We start from the raw sequence: 13402 nt of genomic DNA, 5'->3' as shown, positions 1-13402 counted from the left end.
AGGACAATGCGCGGCCTTCAAGTTCGGCGGGCTTTTTTGTGGCTGGCGTGGTCAAGACGGGTGGTCGCCACCGGCCTCACGCCCCTCGGCATTAAGGGCGATGCGCCACCCTTCAAGCTGGGCTGGCTCGCCACCGCTGGCCAGCCGGGCGTGGCTGCGCAATCGGATGGTAAAGCAGCTGCCCTGCCCCGGGGTGGAATCTACCAACAGCTCCCCGCCCCAGCGGCTGATGATGCGGTGACTCAGAGCCAGCCCCAGCCCGGTGCCGGTGGCGCGGGTGGTGAAGAAGGGGTCGAAGATCTTGTCGATGATGGCCGCCTCGATGCCGCTGCCGTTGTCGATGACCCGCACCTCGGCCCCCTGCAGGGCCCCGGCGTCATCCAGCCAGTCGCGGCTCTCGACCCGGATCTCCCCCTGCTCCCCCAACGCATGGCTGGCGTTGACCAAGAGGTTGATCAGCACCTGCAGCAGCTGCTGGCGATCCGCCTCGATGGGCTGCAGGGCCTTAAGATCGGCCACCAGGTTCACCTGTTGCTGGCGCAGGGCGGAGCGCACCAGAGTCAGGCTCTCCTCTATGATAGGGGTGAGGTGCTGCCATACCGGCGCCGTCTCGTAGTCGCCGGGACGGGAATATTGCAGCAGGCTGCGGGTGATGGCGCGAATGCGCTCGATCTGGGCCAGCACCAGTGCCAGCTCTTCGCTCACCGGCGCGGCCGCCTCCCCCAGCTCCAGCTTCATCAGCTCCACGTTGCCGAGGATCACCGCCAGCGGGTTGTTGATCTCGTGGGCCACCCCGGCGCAGAGCTCGCCGAGGGCCGCCAGCTTCTCGCTGATGAGCAGCTGCTGGCGGGCCTGGGTCAGCATGTGGATGTGGTGCTCGAGCTCGGCGGTCTTCTGCTCGAGGCTCTGGGTGCGCTCGGCTACCTTCTGCTCCAGCTCGTCGGCGCTGCGGGCCAGCTGCTGGCGGTGCGCCGCCTGGCGATCCAGCATGGCATCGAACTGACGGCCGAGCTGGGCCAGCTCGTGATCGGGGTCGAGGTAGAGCTCGCCGATGCGGGCCGGCCGACCTGCCTGCACCTGGCGCACCACCTTGTGCATCCGCTCGATGGGGGTGAACAAGTCCCGCGCGCCGCGATAGACCAGCAGGCCCGAGAGCAGCAACAGCAGCACCACGCCGGAGCCCAGCTCCAGCAGATTGGTGAGGTAGGTGCGAACGATGGGCCACTCGAGAAAGCCGACGTAGAGCATGCCGATGCGCTCGCCATTGGCGCCCAAGAGCGGCTCGTAACCCGACACATACCAGGCGTCGTGTACGAAGGCGCGGTCAATCCAGGGCTCGCCGCGGCCCAGCACTTGTTCGCGCACCGGCGCCGAGGCCCGGGTGCCCACCGCCCGTCCCAGCTGCTGGCTGCTGCTGGCGGGCACGTTGGTGCTCACCCGCAGATCGCCGAGAAACAGGGTGACGCTGCCGATGCTGCCGGCCGGCAGGGTGTTCTTGGCGAACACCTGGCCCTTGAGCTCGTCCACCAGCCGGGTGCTGCCGTTGATAAGCTCGCCCCCCTCCAGCACGCCCCAGAGGCTGCCGTCCCGCCCCATCACCGGGGTCAGGGATAGGCTGATCAGACCGCGGGTCTCCTGCCCAGCGCCCGGCTCCAGCTCTTTGTCCAGCACGGCGCGGCTGGCCAGCGCCGGCGAGAGGGCCAGCAGTTGCTCCCGCGACCAGACCACGAAGTGGCTGACGCTGCGCCCGGCGGCGAGGGCCGCGCGATCCTGCTCTGGCAGCTGATCCAGCTCGCTGCCGCTGCGCAGGCGCAAAAAGTCGAGACCGTAGTTGGCGGCCAGCGGCATCACCCACTGGCGCAAGCGGGCGGGGGATTCGCGCAGTTGCAGCTGGAAGTCCCAGGCATCGCGCAGGTGCTCGAGGTGCTCGGCCTGACGCTGCTGCTGCACGCTCACCGCGTGGTGGGCGACGCCAAGGTCGCTGCGCACCGTGGTGAGCAGGTTCTGCCAACTGTAGGTGAGGGTCCAGTAGAGGGTGAGCCCTATCATGCCGGCCAGGGTCAGCATGATGGGCACCGAGGTGAGCAGCAGCAGGCGCCAGCGCACCTTGGTTCTGAGCAGCCCCGGGAGCTGCGCCAGCCTCACGGCTCACTCCGGCGGCAAGGGGTGAGCCGGCTCATTCGATGGCCCACTCCTTGAACTTGCGCTCCAGGGTCTTGCGCGCCACCCCGAGTACCCGGGAGGCGGCCGACTTGTTGCCGTCAAAGCTCGCCACCACCTGCAGAATGTGGGCCTTCTCCACCTCGGCCAGCGCCCACTCCAGCGGATAGCCCTCCTCCCCCCGCGCCGACTCGGCCGGCTTGGCGCTCTGCCAGTATTCGGCGGGCGGCTTGCCCAGCAGCAGGCAGCGCTCGATGAGGTTGCGCAGCTCGCGCACGTTGCCGGGCCAGGGGTAGGCCTGCATGGCCACCACGTCCTCGTGGGTCCAGTGCAGGGCGCCCATGCCCATCTCGGCGGTGAGCTGGCGGGTGAAGTGGTGCACCAGGGCGGGGATGTCGTCGATCCGCTCGCGCAGAGGAGCCACCGGCAGCGCCACCACGTTGAGGCGATAGAAGAGGTCTTCGCGAAACCGGCCCGCCTCAACCTCTGTTTTCAGATTGCGGTTGGTGGCGGCCACGATGCGCACATCCACCGAAAGCTCCCGCTCGGCCCCCACCGGGCGGATGGCTTTCTGCTCCAGCGCCCGCAGCAGGGAGGCCTGCATGGCGAGCGGCATCTCGCCGATCTCGTCCAGAAAGAGGGTGCCCTGGTGGGCGACCCGGAACAGGCCGTCGCGCCCCTTGCGGGCACCGGTAAAGGCCCCCTGCACGTGGCCGAACAGCTCGCTTTCAAGCAGCTCGGGGGCGATGGAGGCGCAGTTGAGCGGCACGAAAGCCCCCATCCGGCCGGAGAGCTGGTGCAGGGCGCGGGCCACCAGCTCCTTGCCGGTGCCGGACTCCCCCTCCACCAGCACGGCGGCGTTGGAGGGGGCGACCCGGGCGATCAGCGTCTTGAGCTCGCGGGTCCTGGCGCTGTCGCCGATCAGGGTGGGCGGGAACAGCTTGCTCACCTCCCGGCGCAGCAGCAGGTTTTCCCGCTCCATCTGGCGGCGCTCGATGACCCGGTCCACCGCCTGCACCATCTGATCCAGGTTGAAGGGTTTGAGAATGAAGTCGCTGGCACCGAGCCGCAGCGCCTTGAGGGCGGTCTCCATGTCGCCAAAACCTGTCATGAAGATGATGTCGCTGCGCCGGGTGGCGGGGTCGATGGCCTCGTGCCACTCGATGCCGGAGCGCCCCGGCAGGCGGATGTCGGCAATGATGAGATCGAAATGCAGGCGGCAGCGCAGGGCTTCGGCCTCCTCCACGCTGGCGGCCGTCTCTATCTGGGCGAAGCGGCGGGCCAGCGCCTTGGCGAGGAAGCTGCGCATGCCGGGTTCGTCGTCGACGATGAGCAAGGAGAGGGCGGACCAGCGGCTGGCGGGTGCAGTCATGAAAAAAGTACCTCAGATTCGACAAGGTTCCGGGATTGTCCCACCGACCTTATAAACTGTGGGACATTTTGTCGCTAACCGACCCCAAGTGCCAACTCCGTTTATTAAAAGCGACGGTGCCATCACGCAATTAGGGTGCTTAACCGACTGTTTTCACATTAAAAACCGGGCCGAACAGGGCATGCGGTCAGCTTGGCACCCTGCTTGCTTAGTCCTGCCCTCTCTCCATCACCGGGTACCCTGACATCATGATCACAGCCACAGTGCGCAAACGCCTCGCCCTTGCCCTCTCCTCCGCCCTGCTGCTGAGCCTGCCGCTCTGGAGCGCTGCCAGCCATGCCGAGACCAGGGCCCCCATCCGCCTCGCCACCACCACCAGTACCGAACAGTCCGGCCTGCTGGGCTGGCTGCTGCCCCAGTTCACCAAGGAGACCGGCTACCCGGTGCAGGTGATGGCGGCCGGTACCGGCCAGAGCCTGAAAATGGGCGAGAACGGCGACGCGGATCTGGTGATGACCCACGCCCCTTCTGCCGAGAAGGCATTCGTCGAGGCGGGCTTTGGCATCGAGCCGGAGCACCTGATGTACAACGACTTCGTCATCGTCGGCCCGGCGAAAGACCCGGCGGGTCTTGGCAAGCTGCACGACGCCGCCAAGGCGCTGGAGGCCATCAAGGACAAGGGGCAGACCTTCATCTCCCGCGGGGACGAGTCCGGCACCCACATCAAGGAGAAGACCCTGTGGCAGGCGGCCGACGTCAAACCCGAGTTCGCCGGCTACAAGTCCATCGGCCAGGGCATGGGGCCGACCCTGACCATGGCCTCGGAGCTGGGAGCCTACACCCTGACCGACCGCGGCACCTGGCTCGCCTACCAGAACAAGCTGGATCTCGCCGTGCTGCTGGAGGGGGACAAGCGGTTGTTCAACCCCTACCAGGTGATCCTGGTCAACCCCAAGCGCTACCCGGATCTCAACACCGAAGGGGCGCGCACCCTGAAGAACTGGCTGGTCTCCAAACACGGTCAGCAGCTTATCGGTGACTTCAAGGTGGCCGGCCAGCCGCTGTTCGTGGCCGACGCCAAGCCGCAGTGATGCCAAGGCCGAGACTGCTCGAGATGCCCCTCGCCACCTTGAGTGACGGAGGCGCCCGGTGCCGACCCTGATCGAGACCACACTGGCGGCCCTTTCGCTGCTGTTCAGTGGCGACGCCGAGCTGTGGCAGGTGGTGGGGGTCTCCTTCTCGGTATCGGGCCTCGCGCTCGGGCTGGTGCTGCTGCCGGCCCTGCTGCTCGGCTTCGCGCTGGCCTATCTGCCTATTCCGGCGCGCTGGCTCTGGCTCTCCTGCATCAATACCCTGCAGTCGGTGCCGACCGTGGTGATTGGCCTCTTGCTCTACATGCTGCTGTCGCGGGCCGGCCCCTTCGGCGACTGGAAGATGCTGTTCACCCAGCAGGCCATGGTGGTGGGGCAGATGCTGATTGCCTTTCCGGTGATCGCCACCATGGCCCACGCGGCGTTCGTGCAGAGCGATCGGCGCGCCTGGGAGACCGCCCGCACCCTGGGGCTCTCCTGGCCCAGGGCGCTGCTCGGGCTGATGCGCGAGTGCCGCTTCGGCCTGCTGGCGGCGGTGATCGGTGCCTTCAGCCGCATCGTCACCGAGGTGGGCTGCTCCATGATGGTGGGGGGCAACATTTTGCACTTCACCCGCAACATCCCCACCGCCATCGCGCTGGAGACCCAGAAAGGGGCCTTCACCCAGGGGGTGGCGCTCGGCATCGTGCTGCTGGCCCTGGCCCTGCTGCTCAACCTGTTGCTGACCGCGTGCCGTGGTCACAGCTATCTGAAGAACTGACCATGGCGCAGCGCACGATTATCCATAACCAAATGCTGCTGACCCCACCGCTGTCGCGGTCACGGTTGTGTGAAGAACCGACCATGCACCCACCGTCCATCCACCGGAGTACGCCATGGCCCTGACCGCCCACCAGCTGATGATGCGTTTTGGCGAGCGCGACCTGTTCCAGATTGAGCAGCTCTCCATCGCGGCCGGCGACGCCATCTGGCTGCGCGGTGCGAACGGGGTGGGCAAGACCACCTTGCTCAAGATCCTGGCCGGCCTGCTCACCCCGACCCGGGGCCACACCAACCTCCCCTCTGGCTGGCGCGGCAAGCTTGGCCAGTGGCTCAAGCGCGATCCGGGGCCGGGCCGGGTCACCTACCTGCACCAGACCCCCTACCTGTTTGATCGCAGCGTGCACGACAACGTGGCCTGGGCCCTCGGCCATCGCGCCGCCGACGAGGTGCGGGTGTTCGAGGCGCTGCGCCGGGTCGAACTGGAGAGCCTGGCACGGGAGCACATCAGCATTTTGTCTGGCGGCGAGCGTCAGCGGCTGGCCATGGCCCGCGCCTGGGCACTGCAGCCCGCCTTTTTGCTGATGGACGAGCCCACCGCCAATCTTGATGCACATTCGGTTGCCCTGATGGCCGCCATGGCGCAAGATCTGCGGGAACAGGGCAGCGGCCTGGTCATCATCAGCCACCAGAGCAACGATCTGACCGATCTGTGCGAGCGGCAATGGACCCTCGCCCGGGGCCGGCTGCACGAACCCACTCCTTTGAAAATCATCGAGCGACATGACCTCACACAGCGAACCTCGTACTGACCGCTTTCCCGTCTCCGCCGTGGTGCTGGCTGGCGGCCGCGCTACCCGCATGGGGGGCGCCGACAAGGGCTGGGTCGAGTTGGCGGGCCGCCCGCTCATCGACCACGTGCTTGACCGACTGAGGCCCCAGGTGGACGAGATCCTGATCAACGCCAACCGCAGCCAGGCCCGCTACCAGGCACTGGCCCCGGTCATCGGCGACGACAACCCCGACTATCTCGGCCCGCTGGCGGGCATGCAGGCCGGCCTTGGTGCCGCCCGCCACGACTGGGTGCTGTTCGTGCCCTGCGATGGCCCCGCCCTGCCCCGCGATCTGATGGCGCGCTTTCGCGCCGCCCTCACCCCGCAGACCGAGCTGGTGGTGGCCCATGACGGCGACTGGCTGCAACCCGTGGTGGCCCTGCTGCACAAGTCCCTGCTCCCCTCCCTCTGCGCCGCGCTGGCCGAGGGTGAGCGCAAAATCGATATCTGGTTTGCCCGCCACAATATGGCGGTGGTGAGCTTTGCCGACCAACCGGATGCCTTCATCAATCTCAACAGCCCGGACGAGCTGGCCGCCTACGAGGCGCGCCTGCCAGACGCCGCGACCGGACAAGGAGCCACCTCATGACCCCGGCCCCCACCCTGCCCCTGCTCGGCTTTGCCGCCTGGAGCGGCACCGGCAAGACCACCCTGCTCGAGCAGCTCATCCCCCTGCTGGTGAGCCGCGGTCTGCGCCTCGGGGTACTCAAGCACGCCCACCACGACTTTGACATCGACCAGCCGGGCAAAGACAGCCACCGCCTGCGCCAGGCCGGCGCCAGCCAGATGATGGTGGCCTCCCGCCGCCGTCACGCCCGCATCGTTGAAACCGATCTGGGTGAGGCCGATTTTCGCGAGCTGCTGGCCAGCTTCGATCAGCGCAGCCTCGACCTGCTGCTGGTGGAAGGGTTCAAGCATGAGCACTTCCCGAAAATCGAGCTGCACCGCGCCGCCATCGGCAAGCCGCTGCTGTTCCCGAATGATCGCGACATCATCGCCGTGGCCAGCGACCAGCCTCAACAGACCGCCCTGCCCCGGCTCGACATCAATGATCTGGAGGCCATCGCCGACTTCGTCTGTAGCTGGCTCAAGGAGAGTCAGACGCGGGAGCAGGAGGCTGGCAACGGCTTTCTGTCGGTCGAGGCTGCCCGCAACGCCATTCTCGATGCCCTCACCCCAGCCACCGCCTGCCGTGACCTGCCGCTCGCCCGCTGTCACGGCGCCGTGCTGGCGGGGGATCTCGTCAGCCCCATCAATGTGCCGCCCCACGCCAACTCGGCGATGGACGGCATTGGCCTGCGCAGCGACGATCTCGCCGCCGGCCGCTGGCAACTGGTGGGGGAAGTGCTGGCGGGCCAGCCGCGCAGCGAGCCGGTACTGGCCGGACAGGCGGTGCAGATCATGACCGGCGCCCCGCTGCCCCCCGGCGTCGACACCGTGGTGATGCGCGAAGAGACCCGGCTTGACGGTGAATGGGTCAGCGTCAGCGCCCCCATCAAGGCGGGGCAGAACGTGCGTCAGGCCGGGGAAGATCTGGCGCTGGGGGCGGTCGCCATCGCGGCCGGCACCCGCCTCGGCGCCCCTCAGCTCGGGCTGGCAGCTTCTCTGGGGCAGGCAACCCTGACGGTACGCGCGCCGCTCAAGGTGGCGCTGTTCAGCACCGGCGACGAGGTGCAGGCACCGGGCGAGACGCTCGCCCCCGGCCACATCTTCGACAGCAACCGCTTCACCCTGATGGCGCTCATCGCCGGGGCCGGCTGCGAGGTGATGGACCTTGGCATCATCCCCGATGATCCCGCCATCCTGCGCCAGCAGCTGGCACAGGCCGCGGCCGACCTGGTGCTGAGCTCGGGCGGGGTGTCGGTGGGCAATGCCGACTTCATCAAGCAGGTGCTGGCCGAGCTTGGCCAGATCGCCTTCTGGCGCATCCAGATGCGGCCGGGTCGCCCGCTCGCCTTCGGCAAGCTGGGGCAGACCCCCTTCTTCGGCCTGCCCGGCAACCCGGTGGCCGCCATGATCTGCTTCCTGCAATTCGTCGAGCCCGCCATCGCCCGCCTGCAAGGCCGGGTGTGGCAGCCGCTGCGCCTCTCGGCGCTGGCCGAGCAGCAGATGAAGAGCCGACCGGGACGCACCGAGTTCCTGCGCGGCATCTTCCATCAGGACGCCAGCGGCGTGCTGCGGGTGCGCACCACAGGGCCACAGGGCTCCGGCATCCTCAGCTCCATGAGCGATGCCAACTGCCTGATTGAAATCGTCCCCGCCCAGCCGGCCATCGCGGTCGGCGAGCGGGTCTGGATCCACCCACTCCAGGGACGAGTGGCCTGATACCGGTCTCCACCCCGCCGGGCGTGGCGGGGTGGCTGCCCCCATGAATCCGAGGCTTGTCCCTTGCGCCTGAATGCCCCCCTCTCCCGACTCGATCTGCTGATCTACGGTCACTACCGCATCGTCCACGGCCTGCGCATCGCGCTCGCCTTCATGCTCACCTTTCTGCTGACCCGCGAGCTGAAACTGCCGGAAAGCACCTGGCCCCTCATCACCCTGGTGGTGGTGATGGGCCCCATCTCGTTCTGGGGCAATGTGCTGTCGCGCGCCCTGCAGCGGGTGGTCGGCACCATCTTCGGCGCCAGCTGCGGGGTGGTGGCGCTCTATCTCGAGCTCTACTCCCTGCCGCTGATGTTGCTGTGGTGCGGTTGCATCATGTTCCTGTGCGGTTATCTGGCGCTCGGCAAGCGCCCCTACGTGGGGCTGCTCATCGGCATCACCCTCGGCGTCACCATGGGGGCCATGCCCGGCGATATCGAGACCGCCCTGTGGCGCAGTGCCGACGTGATCCTGGGCTCATTGCTGGCGCTGCTGTTTTGCAGCATCTATCCCCAGCGCGCCTACAGCCACTGGCGGCTGCAGATGCACGATACCCTGCAGCAGGCCCAGCGGCTCTATCACACCCACCTCTCCCCCAACGTGCTGGAGCGACCGCGGCTCGCCCACAGCCACGCCAGATTGCTCTCCAAGATGGTGAGCCTGCGCCCCCTGCTGACCCCGGCGGTCAAGGAGACCCGTCTTGGCAGCGCCCTGTTCGAAGCGATCCAGACCACCATGCGCAACACCCTCTGCACCCTGGAGATGCTGGCCAACACCTACTGGCGCGATCGCCAGAGCCACTTCCTGATGCAGAGCACCCCGGAACTGCGCGCCTGCCAGCAGGCGACCGAGGCGCTGATGAGCGAGCTGGCGCTGATGCTCAAAAGCGGCGAGCTGCAAGGCTCGGAGCTGGCCATTGCTCGCTTGCAGGAGGCGGCCGGCAGGGTGCGGATCGACGCCGGCGGCGAGGCAGCCATCAGCGGCTATCTGTGGCTCAACCTGCAGCTCACCGAACAGCTCACCCACCTGCGCCGGCTGCTGGGCCTGGTGATGCACCCGCCCCGCAGCCAGAGTCGCCCATAGCAAAACGCCCCGCAAAGCGGGGAGTTGTCGTCTCAGGCCAATGACAAATGACTGAAGCCCGATATGGCGCCAATATTAACTGGCGTTTGCCAGCGGTTGCTCGAGCGGGAGGTAGAGGGAAAAATCCTGGATCCCTGCCTGCAGAGCGGCAAAGCAATCCGGATCAATGGCCGTCCCCAGATTCTCGGCCATCATCTCCAGCGCCTGGGGCACCGGTATGGCTCCACGATAGGGCCGTTTGGCAGTGATGGCATCAAAAATGTCGGCCGTGGTGATGATGCGGGTTTCCAAGGCTATCTCGTCCCCTTTCAATCCTTTAGGGTAACCCTTGCCATCGAGGCGCTCATGGTGGGCACCTGCCACTTGCGCCAGCTCCTCAAACGCACTTATGCGACTCAGGATCTCCTCGGTATAGGCGGCGTGCATCTGCACGGCGGCCCACTCCTGCGCATCAAGTTTGCCCGGTTTGTCGAGAATGGCATTGCTCACCCCCAGCTTGCCCACGTCATGGAGCAGAGCGCCGCGCTTGAGCCAGCGTCGTCGCTGCTCGGACAACCCCATCTGAGTGGCAAGAATGTCGGTATAGAGTGCCACTCGGCCGCTATGACCGGCGGTGTAGGGACTTTTGGAGTCCACCACCTGGCCGAACGCCGCCGCGATCTCGTCCAGATAGTCTTCATCCAGAGCGACTTCCCCCTGCCCGGCCGGGTGAACGAACACCCACTCAGCCAACCTGGGATCCGCCAGTCCTTGCCAGAAGTCACCATCCGCCAAGGCTTCAAATTCGCTAACCAATTGAGGATCAAACCAGCTGCCGCTGCGCTCGCGCAGCTCTTTGAGGGCTGCATCCGGGCCAGCAGTAGCGTGAAACACATCCACCACCTGGCAGAGCAGCGCTATGCGAGAGAAGAGTGGAATCGCGTCACCGGCCAGTTGCAACGGCCGACCTTTGCCGTTCCAGTGCTCATCCAGAGAGAGGATGCCGGCGGCGACCTCTTCACTGAAACGCAGTTGACGAGCGATGTCTGCCCCCCGATGGCAACGGGTCTGGATCAGCTCGTTGGCTATCTGATCGCCGTTGCGAAAGATGTGAAACAGGCTGCGAAAACGCCCAAGCAGATCCGCCTGCAGGCCGGTGTGGCCCAGCACGAAGTTCACCACCTCGGAGAGAGAGCCATCCACCAGCTTGAAGTCGCGTTTGAAGTGAAGATCGTCGGTGAGATAGAGTTCGCAGATACGGGCCGCATTGCTGCTGCACCCCAGATCCTTAAGCAGCAGCATGTAATAGAGGTCATGACGCTGTCGAGCATCCAGCGCCAACCGTTCGGCCAGACGGGAACCTATCCAGCAACAGCGAATACAGTGCCCTCTTGGTTGACCCTCAGTCATGTCGAGCGCATGACTGAGGGAACCAATCAACTCTGCCAACCGCAATCCATTCACCGTCATAGCCTGTATCCCTGGTCATCTTGGCGATTTTGCCTGCTGACTAGGTATACCTTATCCAGAGAGGAATAGATCTGGATTCAGATGAATTTATACCTCGGCGCTACCGGTCCGTGCTTTCTCCTCCAGCTGGGCCGGCGTCAGGGTCGACACCAGCCGGCCGTCGAAGTAGATGTCCAGCAGCTCGCCGCGCTTCTCGCCGCGCATCAGGCTGCTGCGCCCGTCCAGGTAGTGCACCTCCATCTGGGCGGTGCGCTCGTCCGGGTAGCTTACCTCCACCTCGCGTACCCCTTGTGGCAGCAGGGCCAGCGGCACCTTGTTGAGGGAGGGATCCAGGTGCTGGTTGACCTTGATCAGGGCGTCGAGCTTCTGATCCACCAGCGCCGGCGACTTGCCGGTGATGGGGTTCTTGCCCGACCAGAATTCGATGGTGTTGAACACGAAGAGATCCGCGGTGGCCGCCAGACCGTAGACCGGCGAGAGCAGGATGAAGACCCCGGCCCGGCCGTAACGGTTGTCCACCACGCTGAGGTTGCCCTTGGTCACCATGGAGGAGAGCCCCATCTGCCCCATGCAGCCGCTCAGTCCCACGCTTGCCACCACACCTGCCAGCAGCGCCAGCGCCCTGCCCTCTCTTCTCGTTGCCATCGTCTTTATCTGCTCCAGAAATAATGAGGCGGCAAGCCTAAACAGGCCGCCGCCGACGGGCAATTCACAAGCAGGGAGCGATACAGCAGGGGTTCAGATTGAGATTTCGACTGCTCATATTGCGTGCAGGTCGTTGAAATAGTGGTCAAGGCGGCCCGCATGAAGAGAGGGCCGCCAGCAGACTAGATGGAGAGGCTGGAGACGGTTGCCGAGACGTTGTTGGCCTCCTGCCGAATCTCCACCATCACCTCGTTGACCTTGTCGATCTGCTGCTTGCCGAGCTCGGCGCTGCCGGCCACCCTGGCCATGTCGTCGGTCACCCTGGCAGTCAGCTCGCGGTTCTTCTGCACCACCTTGGCTATCTCGTCGGTGGAGAGCGACGTGCGAGCCGCCAGCTGGCGCACCTCGTCGGCCACCACCGCGAAACCACGCCCCTGATCGCCGGCGCGGGCCGCCTCGATGGCCGCATTGAGGGCCAGCAGATTGGTTTGATCGGCGATGCTGCTGATGGTGGAGACGATGGCCTCTATGCTTCTGGACTGCTCGTTGAGCTGGTTGATGAGCAGGATGGTCTTGTCCACCTGCTCGCTGATGAGCGACGAGGTCTCCACCACAGAGCGCAGCAACTCTGCCCCCTGTTCGGCACAGCGCAGGGTCTCCTGCGCCGTGGCGTGAGCCACCTGGGTGGCATCGCGCACCGCGTGGCTCTTGGTGACACGATCAGTAATGTCGCTGGCAAACTTGATGACCCGGCTCACCTTGCCGCTCTCGTCGCGAATGGGGTTGTAGGTGGCCTCCAGCCAGATCGCCTCGCCATGGCTGTTGCGCCGCAGGAAGAGCCCGGACTTGAATTGTCCCTGAGCCAGCTCTTCCCAGAAGCGGGGGTTCTCCTCATAGAAGGCGTCATCACACAGGATGCGGTGATTGCGCCCCTTGAGCTCGTTCAGGGTGTAGCCGACGCAACTCAGGAAGTTGGCGTTGGCCGAGAGGATGTCGCCGCTCGGGGTGAACTCGATCATCGCAAGCGACCGTTCGAGCGCCTTGGAGACCGCCTCCTGGTTAAGCAGCTGCTGATGCTCGGCGGTGACATCGCTGGCGATCTTGATCACCTGGGTCACCCTGCCCTGCGACTTTACCGGGAAGTAGCTGGCCTCCAGCCAGACCACCTCGCCCCGCTTGTTGCGGCGCGAGAAGATGCCGGACTTGACCCTGCCCTGTTTGAGCTGGGCCCAGAACTGCTGGTACTCGGCGGAGCGGGCCAGCTCCTGGCTGCAAAACATCCGGTGGTGCTGACCCTGCAGCTCCATGGCGCTGTAACCCATCAGGCTCAAAAATGGCTGATTGGCCTCCAGGATCTCGCCATCCGGGGTGAAGATGATGGTCGCGATCCCGGCCTTGACCGCCTCCACGAAGCCCTGTGATTCGGCGAGCTGTGCCTGGCAGGCCTGCAGTTGCGCCTTCAGCTTGTTGTTGAACATGGGTGTCATACCTCTGTAATGACCTGACAAGGTGGGAACGGGCACAAGACTCGGCGTCAAGGTGAACCGGCACGAGCCTGTTGAGGCTGATCATAGTTGAGCATGGTGACTCGATCAGAATTTGGCCGAGATTTTGCCACAGCCAGGGAGAGGTTCGCAGCGCCCGTC

11 protein-coding genes are annotated in these 13402 nt (G+C 65.6%); 6 read left to right on the top strand and 5 right to left on the bottom strand.

Annotated features, from left to right (window positions below; translation table 11 throughout):
• Positions 1-51 precede the first annotated feature (51 nt).
• A complete protein-coding gene (locus ACB031_RS06625) occupies positions 52-2145 on the bottom strand; it encodes a cache domain-containing protein (RefSeq protein ID WP_371139226.1) in 2094 nt (697 codons plus the stop codon).
• A 31-nt stretch (positions 2146-2176) separates the two neighbouring features.
• The gene (locus ACB031_RS06620; protein WP_208201011.1) at positions 2177-3532 is read right to left on the bottom strand and encodes a sigma-54 dependent transcriptional regulator; all 1356 of its coding nucleotides are present in this window, start codon (positions 3530-3532) and stop codon (positions 2177-2179) included.
• A 248-nt stretch (positions 3533-3780) separates the two neighbouring features.
• Between ACB031_RS06620 and ACB031_RS06615 the strand changes: the two genes are divergently transcribed.
• The 6 genes from ACB031_RS06615 to ACB031_RS06590 all read left to right on the top strand — a co-directional run bounded on the left by ACB031_RS06615 (position 3781) and on the right by ACB031_RS06590 (position 9662).
• The gene (locus ACB031_RS06615; protein ID WP_371139225.1) at positions 3781-4623 is read left to right on the top strand and encodes a substrate-binding domain-containing protein; all 843 of its coding nucleotides are present in this window, start codon (positions 3781-3783) and stop codon (positions 4621-4623) included.
• A gap of 58 nt (positions 4624-4681) precedes the next feature.
• Positions 4682-5383, top strand: a complete 702-nt coding sequence (locus tag ACB031_RS06610) for an ABC transporter permease (RefSeq protein ID WP_010633284.1) — start codon at positions 4682-4684, stop codon at positions 5381-5383.
• A gap of 115 nt (positions 5384-5498) precedes the next feature.
• A complete protein-coding gene (locus ACB031_RS06605) occupies positions 5499-6194 on the top strand; it encodes an energy-coupling factor ABC transporter ATP-binding protein (RefSeq protein ID WP_017786399.1) in 696 nt (231 codons plus the stop codon).
• Complete coding sequence (gene mobA, locus ACB031_RS06600; RefSeq protein ID WP_099359594.1) at positions 6166-6804, top strand: molybdenum cofactor guanylyltransferase MobA; 639 nt, start codon at positions 6166-6168, stop codon at positions 6802-6804. The genes ACB031_RS06605 and mobA overlap by 29 nt, the downstream gene beginning before the upstream one ends.
• Positions 6801-8540 (top strand): bifunctional molybdopterin-guanine dinucleotide biosynthesis adaptor protein MobB/molybdopterin molybdotransferase MoeA, encoded by a 1740-nt coding sequence (locus tag ACB031_RS06595; protein WP_371139224.1) that lies wholly within the window; start codon positions 6801-6803, stop codon positions 8538-8540. The genes mobA and ACB031_RS06595 overlap by 4 nt, the downstream gene beginning before the upstream one ends.
• A 63-nt stretch (positions 8541-8603) precedes the next feature.
• The gene (locus ACB031_RS06590; RefSeq protein ID WP_005303226.1) at positions 8604-9662 is read left to right on the top strand and encodes an FUSC family protein; all 1059 of its coding nucleotides are present in this window, start codon (positions 8604-8606) and stop codon (positions 9660-9662) included.
• Between the two features lie 75 nt (positions 9663-9737).
• Here ACB031_RS06590 and ACB031_RS06585 read toward each other — a convergent pair whose 3' ends face one another.
• From ACB031_RS06585 to ACB031_RS06575, 3 genes are all read right to left on the bottom strand, one after another.
• Complete coding sequence (locus ACB031_RS06585) at positions 9738-11111, bottom strand: HD-GYP domain-containing protein (RefSeq protein WP_054544360.1); 1374 nt, start codon at positions 11109-11111, stop codon at positions 9738-9740.
• An 87-nt stretch (positions 11112-11198) separates the two neighbouring features.
• Positions 11199-11819, bottom strand: coding sequence for a DUF3332 domain-containing protein (locus tag ACB031_RS06580; protein WP_139398987.1), 621 nt, complete (start codon positions 11817-11819; stop codon positions 11199-11201).
• A gap of 119 nt (positions 11820-11938) precedes the next feature.
• Entirely contained in the window at positions 11939-13234 is a 1296-nt protein-coding gene (locus tag ACB031_RS06575) for a PAS domain-containing methyl-accepting chemotaxis protein (RefSeq protein ID WP_065016884.1), read from the bottom strand.
• Between the last annotated feature and the right edge of the window lie 168 nt (positions 13235-13402).

Source organism: Aeromonas sp. S8(2024) (genome assembly GCF_041403085.1).
Lineage (GTDB): Bacteria > Pseudomonadota > Gammaproteobacteria > Enterobacterales > Aeromonadaceae > Aeromonas > Aeromonas dhakensis.
This window is presented reverse-complemented; position numbering and strand designations above follow the sequence as displayed.

Excerpts from the sequence above, each read along its gene's own strand:
- ACB031_RS06615 (WP_371139225.1), top strand. The coding sequence starts at position 3,781 with ATGATCACAGCCACAGTGCGCAAACGCCTCGCCCTTGCCCTCTCCTCC.
- mobA (WP_099359594.1), top strand. The coding sequence starts at position 6,166 with ATGACCTCACACAGCGAACCTCGTACTGACCGCTTTCCCGTCTCCGCC.
- ACB031_RS06605 (WP_017786399.1), top strand. The coding sequence starts at position 5,499 with ATGGCCCTGACCGCCCACCAGCTGATGATGCGTTTTGGCGAGCGCGAC.
- ACB031_RS06620 (WP_208201011.1), bottom strand. The coding sequence starts at position 3,532 with ATGACTGCACCCGCCAGCCGCTGGTCCGCCCTCTCCTTGCTCATCGTC.
- ACB031_RS06575 (WP_065016884.1), bottom strand. The coding sequence starts at position 13,234 with ATGTTCAACAACAAGCTGAAGGCGCAACTGCAGGCCTGCCAGGCACAG.
- ACB031_RS06595 (WP_371139224.1), top strand. The coding sequence starts at position 6,801 with ATGACCCCGGCCCCCACCCTGCCCCTGCTCGGCTTTGCCGCCTGGAGC.
- ACB031_RS06585 (WP_054544360.1), bottom strand. The coding sequence starts at position 11,111 with ATGACGGTGAATGGATTGCGGTTGGCAGAGTTGATTGGTTCCCTCAGT.